This window comes from Janthinobacterium sp. TB1-E2 (assembly GCF_036885605.1).
Classification (GTDB): domain Bacteria; phylum Pseudomonadota; class Gammaproteobacteria; order Burkholderiales; family Burkholderiaceae_D; genus Janthinobacterium; species Janthinobacterium aestuarii.
Map to the genome: position 1 here is coordinate 5810286 of NZ_CP142523.1, position 26378 is coordinate 5836663.

Here is a 26378-nt window from a genome sequence, read left to right on the forward strand (position 1 = left end):
AAATCGGGGCCATGCTATTGCGATGCAACATGGCCCCATGCACTACTGGAATGACAGGAGCGACTTTATTTGACCGGCGCCGATGCAGGACGCGAATACAGGTCGATGATGGTGCTGATGCCATCCTGGCATACGGAGCAGAACGTCTCGCTGCGGTCGAACATGATGCACTGCATCTCGGGCCGGTAATAGCCGGACGACTCGTAGTGCGCGCCTTCGAAGGCGCCCACCGCATGGCGCTGCGGCGCTTTCGAGAAAAGCTGCTGCGTGTACGCCAGGTCGGCCTTGAACAAGCCGCTCATTTCACTTTCCGGGCGGTTGGCCGCGCGCAAAGCCGCGCGCTGCTTCTGGTATTCGCGCGCATGGCTGTCGTACGCCTCCTTCGGCCATGGCGTCGGCAGCGGCGTGCCCGCCTTCACGTGGTTCTTCCATTTCAGCCTGGCCGGATCGCGCAGCGCCGTGGCGTTCGGCTCCCACGGTTCCTGGCGTTCGCCATTCGACTGATAGGCCACGGGAGAAGTGTAGTACTCGTCGGCCAGGCCGGCGAAATGGTGGCCGAATTCGTGCACGAACAGGTAATTGGCCCAGTCGCTGTTGGCCGCCGCCGTGCTGAACTGGCCGAAGATGCCGCCACCGCCGTAGGTATCGTTATTGACGAGGATTTCGATGAATTCATACGGCGCGTACTGCGCCAGGTCGCGCAATGCGCGGTTGTCCGCCGTCAGTACATAACGCTCGCTGCCGAAGATGTCGTAGCGCGTGCCCAAGGGCGACGCATGATGCACGCCCGTCGATGGACGCGACACGCCCGACTCCGGCGTCGGCGCGGCCATGGCCCACACATTGAAGTCATTGGCCCGCTCGCGGAACGGCGACACCGTGAAAAGATGCTCGGCCAATTTGCGCGCCGTCGCTTCGAACTTGCCCATTTCGGCCGCCGTATAGCCATCGCCCATGATCAAGAGGTCGACCTTGTCGGACGATGGACCGCTGATGCGGATCGGTATCGGCTTGACGGGCGCCGGCGGCTGCTTGCGTATCACGTCCTGCGCGGCCGGATCGACGTCCGTGCTCCACACAATGGAAAACAGGCCGCGCTCGTCGCGCTTGAGAATGCGCACGCGCACGGGCTGCTCGGGCTGCGGGAAGCGCACAGATTCCTGGAACGCGCGCGTGGTGGTTTTCGCTTCATCCGTGCTGGCCCATTCGCCGAAGATGGTGGAAAAACCGCGCGAATACAGCACCTTGCCTGACTTGATGTCGACCACTTCCAGCATATTGTTGCCGCGGTTGCTGTCATCGATGGGGCGCGCCAGGTTGCCCGCCCATGGCAGGGGCTCGACCAGCACGCGCTCGACCGCATAATGCTCGCCCAGCGCATTGCCGCTGTGCTGGTAATCGAGGCGCATGGTGGCCGGCTGGGCGGCACTGGCCGCTTGCGCGGCAGGGGCGATGCCGGCGGCCAGCGCCAGCGCGCAGAGGAAGGATCGAATCGGGGTCTGCTGCATGTCATTCCTAAAACGGTAGAAAAACAGGTGAAGGGATCGGTTTTCCAAACAATCGGCGGGCCTGCCGGCAGGCGCGGGAAAAACCGCTGCGGCACATTGTAGCGACAGGAAGGGGACGTGCAAAGTGGCCAGCTTGACCCGGCAAGGCAATCGGCATATATTAGACTGACCAGTCGATTAATTAAAGGTAAGTCCATGCGCACCATCGATCCCGATAAACACGCGGCACGCCGCGACGCCATTCTCTCCGCCGCGCGCCACTGCTTCGCGCACAAGGGCTTTCACCAGACCAGCACCGCCGCCATCTGCGCGCAGGCGGGCATGAGCCCCGGCAACCTGTTTCATTACTTCCCCACCAAGCAAGCGATCATCGCCGCCATCGTCGACCAGGAAGGCAGCGAGACGGCCGCCTATTTCGCGGGCGTGCAAGGCAGTGCCGATGCCTACGGCGCCCTGCTCGACTTCATGGACCTGGTGCTGGCGCTGGCGGCCGACGCGGACTTTGCGGGACTGGCGCTGGACATTGCCGCCGAGGCGATGCGCGATACGGACATCGCGGTCAGGGTGGCGCGCAACGACGCCAGCCTGCGCGGCGGCGTGCAAACCTTGCTGGAAGAGGCGGCCGCGCAGGGCCAGGTCGACGCCGCGCTGGCCCCCGCGCAAACGGCCGGCTGGATCGCCGCGCTGATCGATGGCATCTTCAACCGCGTCGCCGTCGATCCCGATTACGCGCCGCTGGCGCAGCGGGCCAGCCTGCACCTGTTATTGGCGCGCTTCCTGCGCCCTGCCCTGGTATGAGCGCCGCCATGAGCCGCTCACCGAGTACGCCGCCCGCGCGCATCGCCGACGTCGACGCCCTGCGCGGCTGCGCCCTGTTCGGCATTTTGGTCGTCAATATCGGCGCCTTCGCCACGCCCTGGTTCGGCCTGGGCCTGACCGATCCCGCCTTTCACGGCGGCGTGGACCGCGCCACGCACTTCCTCGTCGCCCTGCTGTTCGAAACCAAGTTCTACCTGCTGTTTTCTTTTTTGTTCGGCTACAGCTTCACCCTGCAGTTGCAGGCGGCCGCGCGCGCCGATGCGCCATTCGTGCCGCGCATGCTGCGCCGGCAAGCGGGCCTGTGGCTGATCGGCGCCCTGCACGCCGTGTTCCTGTTTCATGGCGACATACTGACCACCTACGCTCTGCTGGGCATCATGCTGCTGGCGCTGCACCGCTGCGGCGAACGCCAGGCACTGTCCCTGGCGCTGGTGCTCGTCGCCGTCTGCGTCGCATTCTGGGCAGGCATGGCCTGGCTGCAAAGCCTGCAGCCGCCGGGCGACGCCGCGCAGCTGGCCGTGGCGATGGCGCAAAAGGCGGCAAGCGCGCTGGCCGCCTACCGCGCCACGCCAGCCGCCGTCATCCATCAGCACCTGCGCGAACTCAATGACATCTGGCTCGTCCTGCTGCTGGTGCAGGCCCCGTGTGCGCTGGCCATGTTCCTGTGCGGCCTGGCCGCCGGCAAGCGCGAGATGCTGCTGCATGCGAGCGACTATCTGCCGCTGCGCGGCCGCCTGCTGCGGGCCGGCACGCTGGCGGGATTGCCCGGCGCCGCCTTCTATGCGTGGACCTCCGTGTATGGTGACAGCCAGGCATGGCAGGTGGCGGGACTGGCCGTGGGACTGGCCACCGCTCCGCTGCTGGCGGGCGCCTACCTGGCATTAGCCCTATCTCTGTTCGAGCGTCTGCGCGACGGCACGCTGTTTGCGCTGCTGGGCGATACAGGCCGCATGGCCCTGTCGAACTACCTGCTGCAGTCGGCCATCTGCGCCGTGCTGTTCCTCGCGTATGGCGCGCGGCTGATGGGCAGCGTCTCGCCGCTGGGCACCCTGGCGCTGGCCGCCATCATCTTTTGCGCGCAGCTGCCATTGAGCCGCTGGTGGCTGCGCGGCCACGCTTATGGCCCTGTCGAGTGGCTGCTGCGGGCCCTGACGGTCGCCGCGTGGCCGCGCTGGCGGCGCTAACGCGCCACTTACTTGTAGCGGTACAGGGGCTGGCGCAGCTGGATCGGGCGGATATCGAGGCGCAGCTTCAGCACCGAGTACGCTTCCGCCTCGGTCGAGCTGTAGCCGACGCTGTTGACGGTTTTACTGAAGCGGAACTCGAAGCCCAGGTCCGGGTACGGGTCGCGCGGATTGCCGAAGGCGATGCCGATGGCTTCCTGCTGGGCGTTGTCGATCAAATTGCCCATCAGGTCCAGCACGGCGTTATTGCCGAGGATATCGTTGGTAAACACAGGTTCGCGCATGTCGGGCTGGTTCGGATCGAGCTTGTTGTCGGCCTTGTCCGGCGACGGCGTAAACACGCGCGTGACAAGATTGAATTTGTCGCCACGGTCCAGATAGCTGATGGCCGCGTTGCTGATATTGAAATTTTTCACACCACGGTCGCTGATGGCGCCCGACAGGTCGATCAGCAGGGCGCCGCTGTAGCCGATGACTTCCACGTCGCGCATGGCGTCGACCACCATGGCGCTGTTTTCATCGATGCCCAGCCCCAGGTGATAGCCTTTTTTCAGCATCACGGGAATCATGCGGGCAAAACGCCCACGCACCAGCAGATGCTGGTCGACGAACACGTCGCTGCCGATGAAGCCCAGGCCCGGCGCGATCTCGCGGCCATCCGTCACGCCCATCTTGAGCATGTCGAGCACGGGTTTGGCATCGTAGAACATGGTCGTGCTCATGATGGCCGCGCCGGCGCTGGAACCGGCGATCACGCCGCCGTTGCGGTAGACCGACCAGATGGCTTCCAGCGCGGCCGTGCGGCTGCCGTCCGGGCGCAGCAGGGCTTGCGTGATGCGCCCCTGGTCGCCGCCGGCAAAATAGATGCCGGTGGCCGACTTGATCTGCGTGACGATGGCAGGGTCTTCGGCCGCCTTGCGGTAATCGCGATTGGCCAGCTTGACGGCCAGCGGCACGAAAAAGGCCTCGGCGCCATATTGATTGAGTTTCTTGATGATGTTTTCACCGGATTTTTCCGGGTTCATCGCGGCCGACGCCAGCACGGCGATGCGCGCGCCCGGCCCGCCCGACAGCTTGACGATACGTTGCCAGACTTCGGCATTGTCGGCGCGCAGGCCGCCGCCGATGATGACGAGAGTGCCCTGCGGCGCGCTGCCGATGGCGCTGCCGGCCGGCGCCGCCACGGCATGGACGCTGCACAATGCCAGCACGAACAGCAGCGCGGCGCGGAAGGTGTGGTACAGGCTTGAAGATGATTTCATGGTGCCTTTCGAATACAAGAAAAGTGGCGCGCACTTGTCGATACCGGCGCGCGCCCTTGCTGCCAAACTGCTGCTTGCAACCCAACTCCACCGAACGACGATACTACCTGCCGCATATGACAGCGTTGTTGCGGCATCCCCGACTTTTTTTACTTGAAGCTGTAATTGGCGCTCGCATAGAAGCGCCGGCCGCGCGGGTCCGTGTAGCTGGGATCATAGCCGGACAGGAAAAAATAGGCCTGGTTCGAGTATGGCGGACTGGTATTGAACAGATTCTGTATGCCCGCGCGCAGCTTGAACTGCTCGCTCACCGCATAGGCCGCCGACATGTCCCACAAGGTGTACGCCTTCACCCGGTTCGGCTTGACCACGCTGCCGTCATCGATGTTGATGGCCGAGTTCTGATCCCGGTAGCCGCTCGAATACGTGTTCGACAGGCTGGCCGAATACGGGCCGCTATCCCAATCGAGTGTGATCGTGTGGCGCCAGCGCTGCACCACGCCGTCCGTGACGAAGCGATTGAGATTGCTGATGAAATCGTCGCCGGGACTGGTCTGGATTTTTGAGCCCAGCACATACGTGCCGCTCAGGTGGCCGCCAAAGCGTCCCCACGCCGTTTGCACGCCATGCAGGTCTGCCGTGATATCGATGCCAGCAGCTTTTTGCGCACCGCGGTTTTCCTTGCGCAGCTCGATATAGTCGATTTCATTGTCCTCGTTGCGGTGCACGAGGTTGCCGTACTTGGCCAGGTTGCCCAGGATGATGTCGTCGCCGATTTCGCTGATCAGGTTCGTGCGCCTGATGTTCCAGTAATCGGCACTGAAGGTCCAGTGCCGGCTCGGTTCGAGCACCAGGCCCACCGAGAACTGGCGGCTGCGTTCCGGTTTCAGTTTGTCGTTGCTGTAGCGGCGCGTATCCCAGTCTTGCGCGCAATCGGCATAATTGTTGTCCACGGTGGCGCACAGCACGGGATCGGGCAGGGTCGCCGTACTGCTGTAGACGGTGGGACGGTGCAAGTCCGACATCGACGGCGCGCGGAAGCCCTTGCCGGCCGAAGCGCGCAGCAGCACCTGCTTGCTGGGCATGTAGGTCAGACCGACCTTGGGACTGAGGGCGCCGCCCACCTGCTCGTAATGGTCGTAGCGGCCTGACAACTGCGCCTGCCATTGCCTGGTCAACGGCAGCAGCAATTCGCCATAGACGGCTTGTACATTGCGGCTGTCGCTGGTACCCCTGCCGCCTTCCGGCGCCGCATCGTTGCTGATGTTGTCGCTCATGAGCAGCGCCGATGGACGGAACTCGGTGCGTTCGCGCCGCACTTCGCCGCCCACGGCCAGCGCCATGTCGCCGCCGCCCATGGGCATCAAGGCGCGCGACACCTTGAAATCGAGCGAGTCCATGACGCCGCGCGCATGGCGCACCTCGTCGTCGACCTGGATGCTGTCGAGCAGCGCCCGGCCTTTCGCGCCGGAAGGCCCGAAGGGATTGATGTCGCCGGCGGCGATCCCTGTCTGCAGCTTGTCGTACAAGACGTAGCCGTGGGTATCGCGGTCCTTCACCACATTGACGCTGTGATTAAAGCCCACGTCGTAATCCCAGCCGGCGAGCGTGCCGGTGGCGCCCACGACGTAACGCTGGCTCTCGCTGGTCAGCTGGCTGGTGCGCATACCCGCCTCGTTCAGCCGCATGCGCAGTTCCAGTTCGCGCTCCACCTGCTTGCCATCGTCATCGAGCAGCGTGTCGAAACCCGCATTGGCCAGCTGCGGCACCTTGCTGTAATCGAGGTAGCCGATCACGCGCGCCGACGACCCCACGTAATGGCTGCGCGAGCGGCTCAGCGCCACTTCCGCATACAGCTGGTGATCGTTATTCAATTTCAGCACGCCGCGCGTGAGCAGGTTCTGCTTGTCCGTCTTCGGATACAGCTCCGTGTCGCCCATATAGTTATAGGTACAGGCATCGACGCCACCCGTGCCCGCCGGCAGGTACAGATTGGCCGGCGGCGCGCAGTTCGGAATGCCAAAATTGATCTGGCGGTTGGTGATCGGCTGGCCGTTGAGCAGGAAGCCGTTGTCCTGCAGGTGCTCGCGCTGGGCGCTGGACAGGCGGATATTCGCCGGGCTGGTAAAGTTCGACAGCAAATGCCCGAGGCGCTGCGGAATCTGCAGGTTCGGGATGAACTTGCGCTGCGAGGAGCGCAAGCCGTCCGTTTTTTGCAGGTCGACCACGGCGAAGATATTGTAGCCATCCGCAGCCAGGTCGCCCGTGCCGGCCGTGATGCTGGCCGTGCGCTTGCCCGCGCCGCCTTCATCGGTGCGGCTGCCGTAGACGTTCAGCTCCACGCCCTGGTAATCCTTGCGCGTAATAAAATTGATGACGCCGCCGATGGCGTCCGTGCCGTACAGGGCCGAGGCGCCATCGAGCAGCACTTCCACGCGCTGCAGGGCGGCGGCCGGGATGTTGTTCAGGTCCACGCCCGCATCGTCGCCGGGCGAGGCAAAGTTGGCCATGCGCCGGCCATTGAGCAGCACCAGGGTCGACGAAGTGCCCACGCCGCGCAGGTTGGCGCTGTTGAAGCCGCGCTGGTCGCCGCCCACGTTGATGCTGGCGCCGTCCGTCAGGCCGCCCACGTTGGCCGACACGCGCGCCATCAGCTCGGCCGCCGTCGTCACGCCTGCCTTTTCGATTGCGGCGCGCGTGATGATCTGCACGGGCAGCGCCGTTTCCGATTCCAGGCGCTTGATGGCCGACCCCGTGATCTCCACGCGCTGCATTTTTTTCGGTGCAGGTTCTGTCTCCTGCTCCTGCGCCTGCGCCTGCGCCTGCGCACCATTGCCCAGCATGCCCAGCGCCGCCGATACGCTCAGCGCGCCCAGCGCCACGCGCACGCCTTGCGCCAGCACCGACTCGCGTGGCAAGGCGCCGTCCTGTCTTTTCATCTGCATTGTCACTCTCCCCCTGATGTTGATGTCTGATTTTTATAATGATTTTGGGACTGCCTTGCGCTGCTTCGCCGCTGTTTTTCGTGGGCCCTGCACGCCATGTTCGCCGCCATATAGATAGGCGGCGATGACGTCGCTCAAGCGGGCCGCTTTTTCTACGTTCTTTTTGTTCGATACCATCAGCGCCACGGCCAGCGCCTCGATCATGGCCAGCGCCGTGCTGGCGCTGCTGGGCAGGACAGGATGCGTGCTTTGCGCGTACAGCGCGTGGTCGGCCAGTTCGGCCAGCGGCGACGCGGGCGAGTCGGTGAGCGCCACGATGCAGGCGCCGCGGTCGCGCGCGAAGCTGGCCAGGCCGATGCAGTCGAGCGTATAGCGGGGAAACGCGATCACCACCAGCACGTCGTGCGCCGTCAGGTTGACCAGGTGGCCGGCCGCTACTTCCGAGCCGCCGATGCCCACCACTTCCACCACATGCGGGCAAAACGGTTGCAGGTGCTGCACCAGCATGCCCGCCAGGTTGGCCGACAGGCCAAAACCCATCACATACACCACCCTGGCGCGCGTCAGTCGGCGCACCACGGCCTGCATGGCGGGCGGCGACAGGGCATCGGACGTGGCGGCGATATTCGCGGCCGCATATTCGAGGCTTTGCGTGATGGGCGAGGTGGCGCGCGCGCGCCGTTCTATCGTGCGGCGCAGTTTGTCGACCGGCTGCAACAGCGATTGCAGGGTTTCGGCCATGGCGCCGCGCATGGCAGAATAATTCTTCTGGCCGATATCGCGTGCGAAGCGGCTGATGGTGGCCGTCGACACCTGGCAGCTGTCGGCCAGTTCCTCGATGCCCAGCGCCGTCACGCGCATCTGGTTGCGCAGCAGGTAATCGGCGATCTGCCGCTGCGAAGCCGAGCCGCCAGCCAGCACGTGCAGCAGCGCCTGCCCCAGCGGCGATTGCGCGAACGCGGCATCGGGCGACGCCAGCGTGGTGGCAAATGGCATGGGGGCGTTGCTTCTGGCAGGACTGGCGGATGCTCTCATATCACTGGCGGCCTGTATTCTTGGGCACTGCGGATCACTGGTGGAAGGCGAAATCGGGTCGCTGGAACTTACTGTACTCATATCAAAAAGAAAACTCAACAAATATTTGTAAAAGGATTTTCATTGATTTACTTCGTGAAAATATTGCTACATAATCGACCGGAATCCATCAACCATGCACCTTTCCGGGGCGCCCACCATGCAAGTACAACAGCATCCCATCTCCACCGCGCACGCCAGCATGTCGTGCCAATTGAGCAGCTTCCACTTCGGCGCCGCGGCCGCCACTAGCCGCAGCGGCAAGAAGGTGTATATCCAGGCGGCCCTGCACGCGGACGAGGTGCCGGGCATGCTGGTGTCGCAGTTTTTGCGCCGCGAACTGCTGGCGCTGGAAGCGGCGGGCAAGATCCACGGCGAAATCATCCTAGTGCCGGCTGCCAATCCGATCGGCCTGGCGCAAGCCATCCATGGCGCACCGTTCGGCCGCTTCGACCTGACCACCGGCATCAATTTCAACCGCGCCTACCGCCACGTGGCCGATGAACTGAAAATCACGCTGGCTGGCCAGCTGGGACAGGATGCGCAAGCCAACGTGGCGCTGATACGCGAGCATGCGCGCGCCGCCATCGCCGCCTGGCGGCCGGGCACGGATGCGGAAACCTTGAAGAAAACCCTGCTGGGCATGGCCATCGACGCCGACATTGTGCTCGACCTGCACTGCGATAACGAGGCCGCACTGCACATCTATACGGGCACGCCGCTGGCGGCGCAGATCGCGCCCCTGTCCGCGCTCCTGGGCGCGCGCGCCGTGCTGCTGGAACTGGCGGCCGGCGAAGAGCCGTTCGACGAAGCCTGCAGCCGCTTGTGGTGGGATCTCGACGCGCACTTCGGCGGCCGCTATCCGATTCCCGCCGCCTGCCTGTCGACCACCGTCGAACTGCGCGGCGAAGTGGAAGTGAGCTACCCCCTGGCCGAACGCGACGCCGCCGCCCTGCTGCGTTTTCTCGCCATCGAGGGCGTGCTGGAGATCGACGGCGCCGGCGACAACCTGCCCGCGCCGCAATGCGAGCCGACGCCGCTGGCCGGCGTGGAGCCGATCCTTGCGCCGCATCACGGTGTGCTGGTCTACCTGCGCGAAATGGGCGAGGTGCTGGCCGCCGGCGATGCGGTGGCCGACCTGATCGACCCCGTCAGCGGCGAGACGACGACCTTGCGCTGCACGGTCGCCGGTGTCTTTTTTGCGCGCAGCGCCCACCGCCACGTCCTGCGCGGCATGAACGTCGGCAAGGTCGCCGGAGCCGTCGCCTACCGCGGCGGCAGCCTGCTGAGCCAATAAGTGACACCCATGAGAAAATTCAAGCTCCCCAATACCTTCGTCCTGCTGTGCGGCATCCTGGCCATGATCGCTGTGGCCACGTGGCTGGTGCCGGGCGGGAAATTCGACACCCAGCTGGTGAACGGCAAGCAGTTGATCATCCCCGGCACGTTTCACTATGTCGACAACAAGCCGCAAGGCCTGGCCGCGCTGATGATGGCGCCCATCAAGGGCTTCGTCGACGCCAGCCTGATCATCGGCTTCGTGCTGATCGTCGGCGGCGCCTTCGCCGTGCTGCAAAAAACGGAAGCCTTCGATTCGCTGATCAAGGCCATCGCCAAGGCGCACACCAGTTCGCGCTTCGTGCGCGCCGCCATCATCCCCGTCTTTTTCACCATGTTCTCGCTGGGAGGCGCCACCTTCGGCATGAACGAGGAAGCGATCCCCTTCATCCTGATCTTCGTGCCGCTGGCCCTGGCCCTGGGCTATGACACCATCACGGGCGTGTCGATTCCCTTCATCGGCTCGCAGGTGGGCTTTTCCGCCGCCTTTTTGAACCCGTTCAACGTCGGCATCGCGCAAGGTATCGCGGGCGTGCCGATCTTTTCCGGCATCGGCTACCGCCTGATCGTGTGGGCCATCGCCACGGCGGTCAGCATCGTGTTCTTGATGTGGTACGCGGCGCGCATCAAGCGCCATCCGGAGAAAAGCCCGACCTACCTGCTCGATATCGAGAAGCGCAGCGAGCACTCTATGGACCTCGACAGCTTTGCCGGCATGACGCGCACGCACCGCGCCGTGCTGTGGATCTTCATGGCGACCTTGCTGACGATGGTCGTCGGCGTCGTCAAGTACGACTGGTTCATCGATGAAATCGCCGCCCTGTTCCTGGTGATGGCCATCGTCGTCGGCCTGGTTGGCCGGCTCGACATGGATAGCCTGGTGGCGTCGTTCGTGCAGGGTGCGCGCGACATGGTCAGCGTGGCGCTGGTCATCGCGCTGGCGCGCGGCACCATGATCCTGGCGCGCGATGCGCAGATTATCGACACCATGCTGCATGCATTGACGCCGCTGGTGGCCTCGTCGAGCCCCGTCTTCGCCGCGCAAAAGATGTTCTTCATGCAGTCGGTGATCAACTTCTTCATCCATTCCGGCAGCGGCCAGGCGGCGCTGACCATGCCCATCATGGCGCCGCTGGCCGATCTGGTGGGCGTGACGCGCCAGACGGCCATTCTGGCCTTCCAGTTCGGCGAATTCACCACGCCGATGATCCCCACGTCCGGCATCACCGTCGGCGTGCTGGCGCTGGCGCGCGTACCGTGGATCACGTGGGCCAAGTGGATGATCCCGCTGCAGCTGATCTACCTGGTGCTGGCGCTGCTGCTATTGATACCACCGTGCCTGATGCACTGGCAGTAAAACGGAGCACGCCATTGGCCAATGCCGATGGCGAGTTGAAAAATGCTGTGGATGGCGGGAAGTTCGCGTTCCGCCTGGGCTGAAAAGGAAACGGGGGCGCCGCCCGTTCCGATTGCCGCTGATGCTGTAATGCTTGCTGCCGGTGTGATGGTGACTACGGATGCTGCTGATTCTGCCTCGATTGCATGGCCGCGCTTACAGGGCGGCTTTTTCTTCCGCGTTCAAACGCTTGGCGCTGACGTACACGGTGTGCATGGTGGCTTGATCGGCGCTGGCGACAAGGGCGGCGGAAGCGGCTGGCGCGGCGCGGAACTTCGGCACGGCGGCGGTGGCCAGGCTGGTGGCAGCGGCGACGGCGATGATGGCAACAAAGATGGCTTCCATGTTTTTGGCGATGTTCATGATGGTGTCCTTTGGGTGGCTGGTTGTGTGCTGCGATGATTGAACTGTAGGCCGATCCCCCCTGAACTGCCATCGGATTGCGACCAAACGCACGATTTGCAGGACAGAATACAAACAGCCCGGATGAAACGCGCAACGGGCCATCGCCGTGGCATTTGAGGCTTGCCGGCCCCATTCCTGGCCATTTCAGCGCCTTGCAAGCCCCTAAAAGCCCTACCGCCGGCCAACCTTGTTTATAATCGCCGTACACTAAAGGACTTCTTTCATGACTGATCAATTCTCCAAAAAGGGCGAAGCCTGGTCGGCCCGGTTTTCCGAACCGGTCTCGGACCTCGTCAAGCGCTACACAGCTTCTGTATTTTTTGACAAGCGCCTGGCGCTGTTCGACATCGAAGGTTCGCTGGCCCATGCGGAAATGCTGCATGCGCAAGCCATCATCAGCCCTACCGACTACGCGGAAATCCAGCGCGGCATGGCGCAAATCTCGCAGGAAATCGCCGCCGGCCAGTTCGAATGGCTGCTGGACCTGGAAGACGTCCACCTGAATATTGAAAAACGCCTGACCGAACTGGTAGGCGACGCGGGCAAGCGCCTGCACACGGGCCGCTCGCGCAACGACCAGGTGGCCACCGACATCCGCCTGTACGTGCGCTCCGCCATCGACGACATCACCGCCCTGCTTGCGACCTTCCGCAGCGCGCTGACGGATCTGGCCGAGCAGCATGCCGACACCATCATGCCGGGCTTTACCCACATGCAGGTAGCCCAGCCGATCACGTTCGGCCACCACATGCTGGCGTATGTCGAAATGTTCGGCCGCGACGCCGAGCGCATGGCCGACTGCCGCAAGCGCGTCAACCGCCTGCCGCTGGGCGCTGCCGCCCTGGCCGGCACCACCTTCCCCATCGACCGCCTGCGCGTGGCAAAAACGCTGGGCTTTGACGACGTGTGCCACAACTCGCTCGACGCCGTCTCGGACCGCGATTTCGCCATCGAATTTTGCGCCGCCTCCGCCGTGCTGATGATGCACGTGTCGCGCATGGCCGAAGAACTGGTGATCTGGATGAGCCCACGCATCGGCTTCATCGACATCGCCGACCGCTTCTGCACCGGCTCGTCGATCATGCCGCAAAAGAAAAACCCGGACGTGCCGGAACTGGCGCGTGGCAAGACGGGCCGCGTCTACGGTCACCTGACTGGCCTCTTGACCCTGATGAAAGGCCAGCCGCTGGCCTACAACAAGGACAACCAGGAAGACAAGGAACCGCTGTTCGACACCGTCGACACCGTCATTGACACCTTGCGCATCTTCGCCGACATGGCTGGCGGCATCACGGTGAAACCGGAAGCGATGCGCGCGGCCGCCCTGCAGGGCTACGCGACGGCGACCGACCTGGCCGACTACCTGGTCAAGAAGGGTTTGCCTTTCCGCGACGCCCATGAAGCGGTGGCCCTGGCCGTGCGCGCCTGCGTCGACGCCGGCTGCGACCTGGCCGACCTGTCGCTCGAGCAGCTGCGCGCGTTTTCCCCGTTGACGGACGAAGACGTGTTTGCCGTGCTGACCCTGGAAGGTTCTGTCGCCGCGCGCGACCACGTGGGCGGCACCGCGCCACGCCAGGTACGCGCCGCGATCGCCCGCGTGCGTACGCAGCTGGAAAAATAAACGGCGCCTGCGCCTTCGGACGCCACGCTGCATCGCTGCAGCGGGGCGTTTTTCATTGCGCGACGATTTTCGACAGCACGGAAAAAGCCGCCCCCGTCTGCGACGCTTCCAGCAGCAAAGTCAGCTCCGTATACGTGCAGATGATGTTGATCAAATTGATGCGCTCCCACGCCAGGCGCTTGAGGATGGCGTGATATACGCCCGGCGTATAGCAGGTTTCGGGCGCCAGGTGCAAGGTCACGGCCGTCACGCGCTCCAGGCGCGCCAGTTCCTGCTCTTCGCCGAAAACCTCTTCCACCAGCGCATGCAACGAACGGCTGCAGATCACCATCACCTCGTTGACGCCGCGCGTGACCGTGATAAAGGTGCCGCGCTGGGGCGCCGCCAGCGCCAGCAACTGGCGCTGGCAGTCATAGGTCTGGTCGGAATAGCGGTAGGTAAAAATCATCAATTCGCTGCGTGTGGAGAGCTCTCCCGCGCGGTGCGCCAGCACGATCTCGCCGCTTTTCTGCTGCGGCATCCGTTCGGCCAGCCGGCGCAGCGCCATCACCACGGCGGCCTGCCCCACCGGTTTCCACAAGTCGGTCTGCAATTGCGGCTGCAGCTGGCGCGCCAGTTCCGACAGGTTCAGCAAGCCACGGCCCAATCCCTCGCTGAGAAAGGCCGATTCCATCACGATCTGTTCCACTTTGGTCGCTATCGAAAGCATAGTTCTTCGGGCCGGTGATTCCGGTGCGCGCACCAAGAGCCGGCAACCCTTCCTGAAAAAAGGATGCACTGCGCCAGCGGCCACGCCGGGCGGCGCGGTCGGACTCGCGGAAAAGATCCCCCTCGCGGGGGAAAAGCCGGCTGGCGGCGGCTAGGAAGGCGGATGCAGCATGAATGCCGCTCCAGAGGGGAAATGGCTGAAACCAACAGCAGAAAACAGAATTGACGTCATGTGAAACTCCCGATTTTTTTCCCGATGCGCTGTATCTGGACGCGGTCATTGCCGCGTGCGCTTTTTTTATCTTCGCGTGGTCCGCAGGGAACAACGCGAAGAGCTAGTGTAGAACGCAACATTTAGAAAAGGCAACAGTGTTTTTCCAACAGAACGCTCCATTAGGGGAAGTAGTCCATAACAAAAGTTGCAGCTTGTGGTAGATCAAACTTTCCAACGATACGACGCCGATAAATGTTCAATTCTTAACAAAAAATCGCGGAGTGACCCATTTCTTGAATTTTTTGACATGGCGATCTCGACAAGTTTAGTGTCCCCCTACCCGGCGTCATGCCACAACAAAACGGCAGGCTATCCGCCCGCCGCCAGGCACGCCGGGGTGGCCATCAGGCATCGCGGCCAGCTCATTCACCATTTCCTTAACCGATACCTTGGAGCAGAAATGAATTTACGTTTGACAATAGTTGCCGCATCCATCGCCGCCCTGCCGCTGATGGCCACCACGGCAGACGCCGCCACGCCGCTGCCACAGACCCTGATGGCCGCCCCGGTCGCCCTGGCTTCTCCACAAGAGACCGCCAGCCTGGTCAACAAGCTGGCCGCGCAGGCGCGCAGCCGTGGCCTGAATACCGAACATGGCTTTGCCGTCGGCGCCCAGCATCCTGGTGTCAGCGGCACGCGCGTGAGCCGCGTACAGCACACCTACAAGGGCTTGCCCGTCTTCGGTTCCGAAACGGTCGTGGTCAGCAACAGCGCCGGCGACATCGTCAGCGAATCCGTGTCGGACCGCGCGTCCGGCCTCGGTAGCGGCGGCGTCAATTCCGTCACCCGCAGCGCCACCACCGATATCGACACCACGCCCGCCATCAGCGCGGCAGCCGCCATCGCCGCCGCCGTGAATAACATCGGCGTGCGGGCCGTCGACCACGTGCCGCCGCATGCGCAGCTGCTGATCTATCCCGTCATGAAAACCGTGCGCGTGGCCGGCGCCGAGAACAAATCGGAAGCCGCGCTGAACGCCCTCGACGTGCAGGACGTGGTCGACCACTACGAGCTGGCCTACCTGGTGCAGACGCGCATGATCAGCGGTAACAAGCCGGTCTACTACGACACCGTCGTCAGCGCCAAGGATGGCCGCATCCTGCGTCAATGGAAAGCCCTGAAAACCGTGGCCGGCATCGGCAACAGCCAGTACAACGGCCAAGTGCCGCTCAACACCACGCTCACGGGCAGCACCTACACCATGAAGGACCCGAGCCGCGGCACGGGCGGCAGCTTCGGCGGCATGGCCATCACGAATGCCAACCACGGCACCAGTTCGGGCAGCGTGTACAGCAGCACCAGCAATACCTGGGGCGACGGACAGCAATACATCAACGGCGGCAGCACCACCAACGCCAACGGCCAGACGGCGGCCGTGAACGCGATGTGGGGCTTGATGAATACCTACGACACGCACAAGAATGTGCTGGGCTGGTCCAGCCTGGACGGCAACAACACGGCCACCCACATCGCCGCCCACGTCAACACGGCCTACGACAACGCCTACTACGACAGCAGCTGCAAGTGCATGTACATCGGCGACGGCGGCAGCTCGTTCAACAACCTCGGTTCCATCGACGTGATCGGCCACGAAATGGGCCACGGCATCACGGACGCCACCTCGGGCCTGATCTACTCGCAGGAGTCGGGCGGCTTGAACGAATCGAGCTCGGACATCGCCGGCGAAATGGTGGAAGCGTATGCGCGCGCCGGCGGCACGGGCACCACGATTCCCAACACGGGCAACGATTGGATGACGGGCAAGGAAATCGCCAAGAATGGCCAGCCGCTGCGCTGGCTGTACAAGCCAAGCAAGGATGGCAGCAGCCCGAATGCGTGGAGCAGCACCATCAAGAACCTCGACGTCCACTACAGCAGCGGCCCGAACAACCGCATGTTCTACTTCCTGTCGCAAGGTTCGAACTCCACGTCCAGCAGCGACTACTACAGCTCCTACCTGAACAAAAGCCCGCTGGCCATGACCGGTATCGGCAGCGACAAGGCTTACCGCATCTGGTTCAAGGCAGCCACCACCAAGTTCACCTCGTCGACCAACTACGCCGACGCGCGCAACAAGGTGCTGCAGGCAGCCGAGGAACTGTATGGCGTGGGCAGCACCGAGGCGACCGCCGTCAAGCGCGCATATGCGGCCATCAACGTGGGCGCCGACGTCGATGAATCGACGACGGGCGGCGCGGTGACGATCACCAGCCAGCCGGCCAGCATCACCGTCGCACCGGGCGCCACCGCCTCGTTCGCCGTGGGCGCGGGCGGCGGCACGGCACCGTACACCTACAAGTGGTTCCGCAACGGCGCCGTGATCAGTGGCGCCACGTCGCCGGCCTACAGCTTCACGGCCGTAGCGGCCGACAGCGGCGCCGTCTTCAAGGCCACGGTGACGGATTCCTCGTCGCCCGCCGTGACGGCCACGTCGAACAACGCCACCCTGACGGTCGGCACGAGCAGCGCCACCGAGCGCGTGACGAACGGCGGCTTCGAGTCCGGCGCCACGGGCTGGAGCGGCACTACGGGCGCCATCGGCACCTTCACGGGCCAAACCGCGTACGAAGGCACGAAGTACGCCTGGCTGGGCGGCAATGGCATCACGGCCAGCGAATCGCTGACGCAAAGCGTGGCCATTCCGGCCGCCGCCACGTCCGCCAGCTTGAGCTTCGCGCTGCATATCGACACGGCAGAAACGGGCAGCACCGTGTACGACAAGCTGGTCGTCACCGTGAAGAACAGCGCCGGTACGGTGCTGGGCACCCTGGCCTCGTATTCGAACGTGAACAAGGCCGCCGGCTACCAGATCCGCACCTTCGACCTGATCGCCTACAAGGGCCAGACCGTGCAGATCTCGTTTGCCGCGACCGAGGATGCATCGCTGCAAACCTCGTTCGTGATCGACAAGGTCAGCCTGGTTACCCAGTAAGCGGCTGAATTGCGGGCAAGCCATCGATACAAGGCTTGCCCGCACGGCACGATTGATTTCCTGGCAATTCCAGTCTACCCTGAGGCAGTGATTGCCTCTTGCCTGCTGCCGGTACCCGCGACGAATTGAACTTTTTTTGGATTGTTCCTGACCGATGCCTACTTCGACCTTGTCCGCACGCGCTGTCCCCTTTTCACATCACCCCATTTTCACGCCCCAGGCCATCACCATGCTCGCCTGAGCCGACGATGCAGTTCCACCTCCAGGTGCAGGGCCCGGCGGGCAGCCAGGCGCTGGCCATCGACGCCGCCAGCGAGGCCGAGGCGATCCGCGCGGCCGTGCGCGGCGGCTGGCGCGTGCTGGCCGTCGACGCTGGCGCCACGTCAGACACGGGCGCCGCGGCGCTGCGTCCCGGCAAGCAGGGCCTGCCCCTGCTGCAATTCAGCCAGGAGCTGCTGGCCCTGCTCGAAGCGGGCCTGAACCTGGGCGAGGCCATGGCCACCCTGCACAACAAGGAAACGCGCGCGGGCGCCAAGGCCACCCTGGCCGCCATCGTGCTCACCCTACAGCAGGGCCTAAGCTTTTCCGACACCCTGGCCGGTTTTCCCGACATCTTCCCCGACATTTACATCGCCACCGTGCACGCGGCCGAACGCTCGGGCAACCTGCCCGAGGCGCTGGCGCGCTTCGTCGCCTACCAGCTGCAGTTCGACGCCATCCGCAAAAAACTCATTTCCGCCGCCATCTATCCGTGCATGCTGCTCGTCGTCGGCGGCCTCGTGACCCTGTTCCTGCTCGGCTACGTAGTGCCCAAGTTCAGCGTCGTCTACGAAAGCTCGGGCCGCGAGATCCCGTGGATGTCGCAAATGCTGCTCGGCTTTGGCCAGACCCTGGCCGCGCATCCGCTGCTGTGCGCCGGCGCGCTGGCTGCCGTGGTCGGCGCCGTGGTCTTCGGCATCGCCAACCGCGCCATGCGCATGGCGCTGGTGCTGCGCCTCTTGCGCCTGCCCGTGCTGGCAGCAAAGGCGGCGGAATTCCGCCTGGCCCGCTTCTACCGCGCCCTGAGCCTGCTGCTGCACGCCGGCATCCCCCTGCACAAGGCACTGGCCATGGTGGCGCCCATGCTGCTGCCGGCGCAGCAGGAGCAACTGGCGCAGGCCCGCCGCGCGGTGCAGGAAGGCATGCCGTTTTCCACCGCACTGGAACAGGCCGGCATGGCCACGCCGGTGGCGCAATCGCTGCTGAAAGTGGGAGAGAACACGGGCCGACTGGGCGACATGCTGGAACGCTCGGCCAAGTTCCACGACGAGGAATTCGCCCGCTGGGTGGACTGGGCGTCGCGCCTGCTCGAACCGCTCTTGATGACCATCATCGGCGTCGTCATCGGCGGCGTGGTGGTGCTGATGTACATGCCGATCTTTGAACTGGCCGGGAGCTTATCGTGAGGAGCATGCCATGAACGCACGCGACGAAGAACGGGCCGTGCTCGATGCGGCCATGCTGCGCCGCGCCCACGCCAGCTCGCTGGAACAGGGGCGCCCGCAGATGGCCGTGCTGCAGGAAACGGCGGCCCTGCCGCCCGAAGTCTTTTTGCGCCAGCTGGCCGCCCTGTTCCGCTACCCGGCCTGGACGATGGCCGAGCTGCAGGCCGCCTTGCCCGCTTTCGGCCTGCTGCCCTACACGGATTGCGCCCAGCGCGACTGCGTGCTGCTGCAGCCTGGCGTTCCCGGCGCGCCGCCCGTGCTCGTCATCGGCAACCCGTTTGCCGAAGACTTGCTGCAGTGGGCCGACTTCGCCCTGTCCACGCCTTTTACGGTGGCGCTGGCGCACCCGGACGACCTGGGCGCCTATCTGCTGCAGCAGGAAAGCGTGCAGCAGGCGATGCAGGAAATGCAGCATGGGGACGATGTGCCGGGCCTGGACCAGAGCATCGAAGACATCTCGCTGATCCGCATCAGCGAAGACAGCAGCCCGGTGGTCAAACTGGTGAACTCCACCATCTACGACGCCTTGAAATTCCAGGCCAGCGACATCCACCTCGAATGCGACGTGGCCAGCCTGGTCATCAAATACCGCGTCGACGGCGTGCTGGTGCAGGCGGGCCAGGTGCAGGGGTTACAAATGGCCGAGCAGATCATCTCGCGCATCAAGGTCATGGCCGATCTCGACATCGCCGAGCGGCGCGTCCCGCAGGATGGCCGCTTCAAGGTGCGCGTGAAAGGGGCGGAGATCGATTTTCGCGTTTCCATCATGCCCAATATCTTTGGCGAAGACGCCGTATTGCGCCTGCTGGACCGGCGCGCGCTGACGGAGGCGGCGCAGGCGCTGCGCCTGGAAAGCCTGGGCCTGAACGAGGACGCCATCGAGCAGATCCGCCGCCTGGCCGCCAAGCCGCACGGCATGCTGCTGGTGACGGGGCCCACGGGTTCCGGCAAGACCACCACCCTGTACGCGGCCATCACGGAAATCAATACGGGACGCGACAAGATCGTCACCATCGAAGACCCCGTCGAATACCGCTTGCCGCGCGTGCTGCAGATTCCCGTCAACGAAAAGAAGGGGCTGACGTTCGCGCGCGGCCTGCGTTCCATCCTGCGCCACGACCCCGATAAGATCATGATCGGTGAAATCCGCGACGATGAAACGGCGCAGATCGCCGTGCAAGCCGCGCTCACGGGCCACCTGGTGTTTACCACCGTGCACGCGAACAACGTCTTTGATGTGGTGGGCCGCTTCCTGCACATGGGCGTCGACGCCTACAGCTTTGCGGCGGCCCTGAACGGCATCGTGGCGCAGCGCCTGCTGCGCCTCAATTGCGCCCATTGCGCCGTCGACGCCAGCGCCGAAGTGCTGGCCGATGCGCAGCAATTGCGCGACAGCGGCCTGGCCCTGCACCAGGTGCAGGACTGGCAGTTCATGGCCGGCAAGGGTTGCGGCCACTGCCGCGGCACCGGCTACAAGGGCCGCAAGGCCGTCGCCGAAGTCTTGATGCTCAGCGACGCGATGCGCGAAATGATCTGCACGCGCGCGCCCCTGAGCCAGATGAAGGAAGAAGCGGCGCGCAACGGCTTTCGCCTGGCGCGCGAAGCGGGCCTGGATCTGGTGCGGCGCGGGGAAACCACTTTAGCGGAGCTCAATCGTGTCACTTATTGAACACCTTGCCCGCGCCACCGTGTGCCTGCACCTGGCGCCGCACGGGCTGCACGGCGTACTGCGCCGCGCCGGCCTTCCCGTGGCGGACAGCGCCTTCCACCTATCCATTGCGAATCCCGACGCCAGCTGGGAAGTAGCGCTGGCGGCCCTGCGCGGCTGGCTCGAACAGCATAGTGAAAAAAAACTGCCGCTGGCCGTCAGCCTGGCCAGCCGCTGGTGCGCCATGCAAGTGGTGCCGTGGAGCGGAGCACTGCTCGACCGGGCCAGCGCACAGCGCTTCCTGCATAGCCAGTTCGCCGCCGTCTACGGCGATGGCGCGCGCGCCTGGCGCCTGGCCGCCGACGACGCGCCCTATGGCAAGCCGCGCCTGGCCTGCGGCATCGATGCGGCTCTGCTGCAAGGCGTGCAGGATGCGGCGGCCGCGCATGGCAGGCGCTGCCTGTCCATCGAACCGATCGCCGGACCGGCCTGGCGCAGCATCGCCGGTGCCAAGCCCGACGCCTTCGCCCTGGTGGAAGCGGGACGGCTGCTGCTGGCAACGGCGAGCGGCGGGCGCATCACGGCCCTGCACAGCCAGTCCTGCGCCGCGGACTGGGGCGATGAACTGGACCGGGCCTGGCGGCGCTGGAACTTGCGTGCGCCACAGCTTGACGCCATCGACCAGGTGGCGTTGATCGACTTGAGCGGCGTGCCGCAAACGAACGTGCCGGAACGCTTCGTGCCCGTCGCCGTGGCCAGCGGCGCCCACCTAATGCGGGAGGCCGCATGGGCCTGAGCCGCCTGGAGTTCCTGCCGCCTGGAGCGGCGCAAACCTTCAAGGGCTGGCGCCTGGCCCTGTGCCTGGCGGGCGGCTTGATGCTGCTGCCGGCCGCCGTGTACTGGCTGGTGCAGACGCAGGAAACGCGGCGCCTGGAAGCGCAACTGGCGCAGCTGCAGCCCGCGCGTCCCGAGCGCGCGCCCCTCTCGGCGAGCCAGCAGCGCGAACGCGACCTCGAACTGAAACAGGTGGCTGCCGCCGTGCGCCAGCTTAACCTGCCCGTCACCCGCCTGGTCAAGACGGTGCAGGCGCCGCGCGACGTGCGCGTGGCCCTGCTGGGGCTGGACCTGAACGCGCAGCAGGGACAGGATGGCGCCAGCGTCCTGAAGATCGCCGCCGAAGCGGAAACGCCGCAGGACATGCTCAATTACCTGGCCTTCCTGAACCAGCAACCGATGTTCAGCTCCGTGTATCTGCTCAAGCACGAGATGAACGCGAACACTCCGGAACACCCTTACCGTTTTCAGCTGGAGGCGCAATGGCGGCAATAAAACCCGTGTTAAAAGCCGGCACGCCCGTGGCCCGCGCGCGTCTGCAGCTGCACGTGCCTCCGCGGCTGGCGTGGGAAGCCGCGCGTCTGTGGCGCATGCTGGGCTGGCCCAGCGCCATCGGTGCGGCCTGTCTGGCGCTGGCCGCTTTCGCCGTGCAGCAGGGCGATGCATTGGCCGGACGCCAGCAGCAATTGCGCGCGCAGCTGGCCATGATGGCGAGACAGGCGGCGCTGCCGTCGGCACCCGTCACGCTCGATGCGGATGCCGACAGCCTGGCCGCCTTTCACGCCTACCTGCCCGCGCATGACAGCATTCCCGACCAGTTGAAAGCCTTGCTGGAAGTGGCGCAAAAGAGCGGCGTCACCCTGGCCAAGGCCGACTACAAGCCGCAGGAAGACGGCAACACGGCCTTTTTGCGCTACCAGATCACCCTGCCCGTCAAGGCCGAATACGCGCAGCTGCAAACCTTTATCGTCGACGCCCTGCAGGCGCTGCCCACCCTGACCTTGGACTCCGTGCTCTTCAAGCGCGAGCAGATCGAGGCGGGCGAGATCGACGCGCGCATCCAGTTCATCCTGCTGGTGAAGAAGGCGGAGGTGCGCCGATGAAAAAAGCCGTACTGGGAGGCGCCGCCGTGGCGACCTTGCTGGCCGCCCTCTTCGCCCCCGAGGACGAAGGCAGCATCGTGGGACCGGCCACGGCCACGCCGCGCCAGGTGGAGCGGGTGGCGCCGCCCCCTATCATCGTCGCCACTGCCGCTGCTGCGCAAACGAATCGCGCACTGGCCATCGAACCGCGCCGTGGACTCGACGACGAGGAAGCGGCCAGCCTGTTCGCCAAGCAAAGCTGGCAACCTGAGACGCCGAAAAAAATCATGCTCGACCAGCAGGCGGCCCAGGCCGCGCTGCCCGCCGCCCGCGTCGATGCGAACGCGCCGCCACCGCTGCCATTTCAATTCCTGGGCCGCTTTGTCGACGAAGGCAAGGCGGCCTACTTCCTGCAAGCGGGCGAACGCAACGTGGTGGCGCGCCCCGGCGACACGCTCGAAGAGCGTTACCGCTTCGACGGCGTGGTGCAAGGCGCCCTGCAATTTACCTATCTGCCGCTCAACCTGAAACAGACACTCGCCGTAGGGGACCTCAATTGAAACGACGCGCCGCACGTATGTCTCGTAATCTCATCACCCTGCTCCCAGTGCTGTCCCTGCTGGCCGCCTGCGCCGGCAACCAGGCCTATAACGATGGCCAGGCCATGCTGGGCGCGGGGCGCACGGAACAGGGACTGGCCCTGCTGGAACAGGCGGCGCAGGCCGAACCGACCAACGCCAAGTACCGCATCGCCGTCACCAACGGCAGGATGCGCGCGCTGAACAATCTGAATGGCCGCGCCGAGGCGCTGCGCCAGCAGGGCAAGCTGCCCGAAGCGCAAGCGCTGTACCAGCAGGCCTTGGCGCTGGACGCCAGCAACGACGTGGCGCAGCGGGGCCTGGCCGGCGTGGCGCAGGATGAACGGCACCGCAAGCTGGTGCAGGAAGCGCAGGCCAGCTACCAGCGCGGTGGCGAAGCGAATGTCGCGCAGGCGCAGGAAGCCTTGCGCCAGGTGCTGCAGGAACGCCCCGCGCAGCGCGAGGCGCTGGCCCTGAAAAGCCGCATCGGCGAAGCGTCGTCGAAAAGCCTGCCGGCCGGCGGCAAGCTGGCGGCCGCCTACAGGAAACCCGTCACCCTCGAATTTCGCGACGCGCCGCTGCGCTCCGTGTTCGATTTCATCAGCAAAGTGTCGGGCCTGAACTTCGTCTTCGACAAGGAAGTCGACCCGGCCCTGCGCGCCACGATCTCCGTGCGCGACACCAGCATCGAAGAGGCGATTGCCATGCTGCTGGGCGCCAACCAGCTGGAACAAAGCGTCACCAGCGACAAATCGATCACGATCTATCCGAACACGCCGCAAAAGGTGAAGGATTACCAGCAGCTCGTCGTGCGCACTTTTTTCCTCGCCAATGCCGACGTCAAGACGGTGGCGTTTTCCATCAAGACCCTGCTCAAGGCCAAGGACGTCGTCACCGATGAACGCCTGGGCATCATCATGCTGCGCGATACGCCGGAAATGGTGCGCATGGCCGAGCGCATCATCAATGTGCAGGACCTGGCCGATCCGGAAGTGATGCTGGAAGTCGAGGTGCTGGAAGTCAAGCGCACGCGCCTGATGGAACTGGGCGTGCGCTGGCCGGACCAGGCCAGCCTGACCTTGGCCGGCGTTGCAGGCAGCACGGGAGGCCTGGGCGGCCTGAAAGTGGCGGACCTGCACCGCATCAATGGCGACAATATCAACCTGGGCATCGGCGGCGTCACCCTGAACGCCAACAAGACGGACAGCGACAGCAATATCCTGGCCAATCCGCGCATCCGCGTGCGCAACAAGGAAAAAGCCAAGATCCTCATCGGCGACCGCGTGCCCGTCATTACCGTCACGACGAATAACGGCGTCAGCTCCGACAGCGTCAACTACATCGACGTGGGCCTGAAACTCGACGTGGAACCGAACGTCTACCTGGACGACGAGGTGGCCATCAAGATCAACCTGGAAGTGTCAAACGTCGTCAAGGAAGTCATCAGCAAGACGGGCACGCAGGCTTACCAGATCGGCACGCGCAGCGCGTCCACGGTCCTGCGCCTGAAGGATGGCGAAACGCAGGTGCTGGCCGGCCTGATCAGCGATGAAGACCGGGGTACGGCCAACAAGGTGCCGGGCGTGGGCGAACTGCCCGTGCTGAACCGTTTGTTCGGCAGCCAGAAGGACGACGCCATGCGCAGCGAGATCGTACTGTCGATCACGCCGCGCCTGCTGCGCAGCATCCGCCGCCCGGACCTGATGACGGCCGAATTCAATTCCGGCACCGAAGCATCCGTGGGTGGCCGCGCCAGCGTGGGCGGCTCTCCCGAGGCGATCGCCGCGCCCGAGCAGGCCGCGCCACGCGCCGGCTCGCCCATGACGGGCGGCGACGAGGCGCCTGCGGCTGGCGAAAAATCAGGCAAGGGTGGCCAGTGAAACCAAGGGGATTTACCTTCATCGAGCTGATGATCACCCTGGCCATCATGGCGACCCTGGCCACGGTGGCCGTGCCGATGGCGCAGGTGGCCTTGCAACGGGCGAAGGAGCAGCAGTTGCGCAGCGCCCTGATCGAGATGCGCGAAGCGATCGATGCCTACAAGCGCGCTTCGGACAATGGCCGCATCAAGCTGTCGCTGGGCGCCTCCGGCTATCCGAAAAAACTCGAGGAACTGGTCGAGGGCGTGCCCGACCAGCGCAGCCCTTCCAAGCAAAACATCTATTTCCTTCGCCGCTTGCCGCGCGACCCGTTCCAGCCCAGGGAAGAAGGCAGCGCCGCCGACAGCTGGAGCAAGCGCGCCTATGCCTCGCCGCCCGACAATCCCAGCGAAGGCGAGGACGTGTTCGATGTCGCCTCGCGCTCGACCAAGGTGGGCCTGAACGGCGTGCCGCTCAATCAATGGTGAACCCGATGCCTGCCTCCTCTCGACGTCGCGGCTTCACCCTGGTCGAACTGCTGGTGGTGCTGGCGATCATCTCGCTGCTGCTGACGATCGCCATCCCCCGCTATTTCGGTTCCGTGGAAAAATCGAAGGAAGTCGCGCTGAAGGAAAACCTGCAAGTACTCAGGAGCAGCCTCGATAAATACTATGCCGACAAGGGCGAGTATCCGGCCGCGCTGGCCGACCTGGTGACCCACCATTATTTCCGCAGCGTGCCGCTCGACCCCGTCACGGAGTCCGCCGCCACCTGGCAGCTGATCCCTTCGCCCAATGGCGAGATCGGCGGCGTGGCCGACGTGCGCAGCGGCGCCAAGGGCAAGACGCGCGAGGGCATCCCCTTTGAGCAGCTCTAGTTTTCAACGCCGCGCACAGGGCTTCGCGTATATCTGGACCCTGATGCTGGTGGCCTTCATGGGCGTGGGCCTGGTACTGGCCAGCGAATTGCATGCCACGGCCGCGCGGCGCGACAAGGAGCGCGAGCTACTGTTCATCGGCCATGAATTCCGCAATGCGCTGGGCCGCTACTACGACAGCACGCCGGGCGACGGGCGGCCCCGCTATCCATTGACCCTGCAGGAACTGCTGCGCGACCCGCGCTTCGCCAACGCCCGGCGGCATCTGCGCCGCCTGTATGCGGATCCCGTCACGGGCAAGGCGGAGTGGGGTCTGCTGCGGCAGGAGGGACGCATCGTCGGCATCCATTCGCTGTCGCCGCAGCTGCCCATCAAGCAGGACAATTTTCTCGATGAAGACGCGAGCCTGCGCCGCAAGCAGCGCTACGCGGACTGGCACTTCACGTATCCGCACGACCTGGTGCTGGCCCCGCCCGATGCGGCCGGCGGCGCGCCCGGGCTCAAGCCGAAAGGCGCGAACTGATATCATGCCCGCATTCCATATTCAGCA

22 protein-coding genes are annotated in these 26378 nt (G+C 64.6%); 16 read left to right on the plus strand and 6 right to left on the minus strand.

Going from position 1 to position 26378, the window contains the following annotated elements:
- Positions 1 to 65: 65 nt before the first annotated feature.
- Positions 66 to 1508 carry an IgA Peptidase M64 gene (locus OPV09_RS26175; protein ID WP_338679793.1) on the minus strand — a complete coding sequence of 481 codons (1443 nt, stop codon included), beginning with the start codon at positions 1506 to 1508 and terminating at the stop codon, positions 66 to 68.
- Positions 1509 to 1703: 195 nt separating this feature from the next.
- Between OPV09_RS26175 and OPV09_RS26180 the strand changes: the two genes are divergently transcribed.
- Positions 1704 to 2306, plus strand: a complete 603-nt coding sequence (locus OPV09_RS26180; RefSeq protein ID WP_070301157.1) for a TetR/AcrR family transcriptional regulator — start codon at positions 1704 to 1706, stop codon at positions 2304 to 2306.
- Positions 2307 to 2314: 8 nt separating this feature from the next.
- A complete protein-coding gene (locus tag OPV09_RS26185) occupies positions 2315 to 3511 on the plus strand; it encodes a DUF418 domain-containing protein (RefSeq protein WP_338679794.1) in 1197 nt (398 codons plus the stop codon).
- Between the two features lie 8 nt (positions 3512 to 3519).
- Here OPV09_RS26185 and OPV09_RS26190 read toward each other — a convergent pair whose 3' ends face one another.
- From OPV09_RS26190 to OPV09_RS26200, 3 genes are all read right to left on the minus strand, one after another.
- Positions 3520 to 4773: a cyanophycinase gene (locus tag OPV09_RS26190; protein ID WP_070301465.1), complete on the minus strand. Its 1254-nt coding sequence runs from the start codon at positions 4771 to 4773 to the stop codon at positions 3520 to 3522.
- 149 nt (positions 4774 to 4922) lie between these two features.
- On the minus strand, positions 4923 to 7718 hold the full coding sequence (locus tag OPV09_RS26195; RefSeq protein WP_338679796.1) for a TonB-dependent receptor: 2796 nt from the start codon (positions 7716 to 7718) through the stop codon (positions 4923 to 4925).
- 33 nt (positions 7719 to 7751) lie between these two features.
- Positions 7752 to 8714: a MurR/RpiR family transcriptional regulator gene (locus OPV09_RS26200; protein WP_219327956.1), complete on the minus strand. Its 963-nt coding sequence runs from the start codon at positions 8712 to 8714 to the stop codon at positions 7752 to 7754.
- Positions 8715 to 8952: 238 nt separating this feature from the next.
- On the opposite strand from OPV09_RS26200, the gene OPV09_RS26205 reads away from it, so the two are divergent.
- Positions 8953 to 10089 carry a succinylglutamate desuccinylase/aspartoacylase family protein gene (locus OPV09_RS26205; protein WP_338679799.1) on the plus strand — a complete coding sequence of 379 codons (1137 nt, stop codon included), beginning with the start codon at positions 8953 to 8955 and terminating at the stop codon, positions 10087 to 10089.
- Positions 10090 to 10098: 9 nt separating this feature from the next.
- Complete coding sequence (locus OPV09_RS26210; protein ID WP_034746426.1) at positions 10099 to 11487, plus strand: YfcC family protein; 1389 nt, start codon at positions 10099 to 10101, stop codon at positions 11485 to 11487.
- A 195-nt stretch (positions 11488 to 11682) separates the two neighbouring features.
- Here the strand turns inward: OPV09_RS26210 and OPV09_RS26215 are convergent, their stop codons facing one another.
- Positions 11683 to 11889: a hypothetical protein gene (locus OPV09_RS26215; RefSeq protein ID WP_034746421.1), complete on the minus strand. Its 207-nt coding sequence runs from the start codon at positions 11887 to 11889 to the stop codon at positions 11683 to 11685.
- A 265-nt stretch (positions 11890 to 12154) separates the two neighbouring features.
- On the opposite strand from OPV09_RS26215, the gene argH reads away from it, so the two are divergent.
- Entirely contained in the window at positions 12155 to 13552 is a 1398-nt protein-coding gene (argH, locus tag OPV09_RS26220; RefSeq protein ID WP_072455006.1) for an argininosuccinate lyase, read from the plus strand.
- Positions 13553 to 13604: 52 nt separating this feature from the next.
- On the opposite strand, the gene OPV09_RS26225 is transcribed toward argH, so the two are convergent.
- Entirely contained in the window at positions 13605 to 14261 is a 657-nt protein-coding gene (locus OPV09_RS26225) for a hypothetical protein (RefSeq protein ID WP_034746413.1), read from the minus strand.
- A gap of 673 nt (positions 14262 to 14934) precedes the next feature.
- Between OPV09_RS26225 and OPV09_RS26230 the strand changes: the two genes are divergently transcribed.
- The 11 genes from OPV09_RS26230 (at position 14935) to OPV09_RS26280 (ending at position 26351) form a co-directional block, all read left to right on the plus strand.
- The gene (locus OPV09_RS26230) at positions 14935 to 17466 is read left to right on the plus strand and encodes a M4 family metallopeptidase (RefSeq protein WP_338679801.1); all 2532 of its coding nucleotides are present in this window, start codon (positions 14935 to 14937) and stop codon (positions 17464 to 17466) included.
- A 248-nt stretch (positions 17467 to 17714) separates the two neighbouring features.
- A complete protein-coding gene (locus tag OPV09_RS26235; RefSeq protein WP_338679802.1) occupies positions 17715 to 18911 on the plus strand; it encodes a type II secretion system F family protein in 1197 nt (398 codons plus the stop codon).
- A gap of 10 nt (positions 18912 to 18921) precedes the next feature.
- A complete protein-coding gene (locus OPV09_RS26240) occupies positions 18922 to 20619 on the plus strand; it encodes a GspE/PulE family protein (protein WP_338679803.1) in 1698 nt (565 codons plus the stop codon).
- The gene (locus OPV09_RS26245; protein ID WP_139143246.1) at positions 20606 to 21394 is read left to right on the plus strand and encodes a hypothetical protein; all 789 of its coding nucleotides are present in this window, start codon (positions 20606 to 20608) and stop codon (positions 21392 to 21394) included. Before OPV09_RS26240 ends, OPV09_RS26245 begins: the two co-directional genes overlap by 14 nt.
- Positions 21385 to 21927, plus strand: coding sequence for a hypothetical protein (locus OPV09_RS26250; protein WP_070301147.1), 543 nt, complete (start codon positions 21385 to 21387; stop codon positions 21925 to 21927). The genes OPV09_RS26245 and OPV09_RS26250 overlap by 10 nt, the downstream gene beginning before the upstream one ends.
- Positions 21915 to 22535 carry a type 4a pilus biogenesis protein PilO gene (pilO, locus tag OPV09_RS26255; protein ID WP_070301146.1) on the plus strand — a complete coding sequence of 207 codons (621 nt, stop codon included), beginning with the start codon at positions 21915 to 21917 and terminating at the stop codon, positions 22533 to 22535. The genes OPV09_RS26250 and pilO overlap by 13 nt, the downstream gene beginning before the upstream one ends.
- A complete protein-coding gene (locus OPV09_RS26260; RefSeq protein WP_338679807.1) occupies positions 22532 to 23074 on the plus strand; it encodes a hypothetical protein in 543 nt (180 codons plus the stop codon). The genes pilO and OPV09_RS26260 overlap by 4 nt, the downstream gene beginning before the upstream one ends.
- A 17-nt stretch (positions 23075 to 23091) precedes the next feature.
- Positions 23092 to 24972 (plus strand): secretin and TonB N-terminal domain-containing protein, encoded by a 1881-nt coding sequence (locus OPV09_RS26265; RefSeq protein WP_070301144.1) that lies wholly within the window; start codon positions 23092 to 23094, stop codon positions 24970 to 24972.
- Positions 24969 to 25439 (plus strand): type II secretion system protein, encoded by a 471-nt coding sequence (locus OPV09_RS26270; RefSeq protein ID WP_331777150.1) that lies wholly within the window; start codon positions 24969 to 24971, stop codon positions 25437 to 25439. The genes OPV09_RS26265 and OPV09_RS26270 overlap by 4 nt, the downstream gene beginning before the upstream one ends.
- A gap of 5 nt (positions 25440 to 25444) precedes the next feature.
- Positions 25445 to 25828, plus strand: a complete 384-nt coding sequence (locus OPV09_RS26275; RefSeq protein WP_338679808.1) for a type II secretion system protein — start codon at positions 25445 to 25447, stop codon at positions 25826 to 25828.
- Positions 25815 to 26351, plus strand: coding sequence for a type II secretion system protein (locus OPV09_RS26280; protein WP_319990651.1), 537 nt, complete (start codon positions 25815 to 25817; stop codon positions 26349 to 26351). The genes OPV09_RS26275 and OPV09_RS26280 overlap by 14 nt, the downstream gene beginning before the upstream one ends.
- The last annotated feature ends 27 nt before the right edge of the window (positions 26352 to 26378 follow it).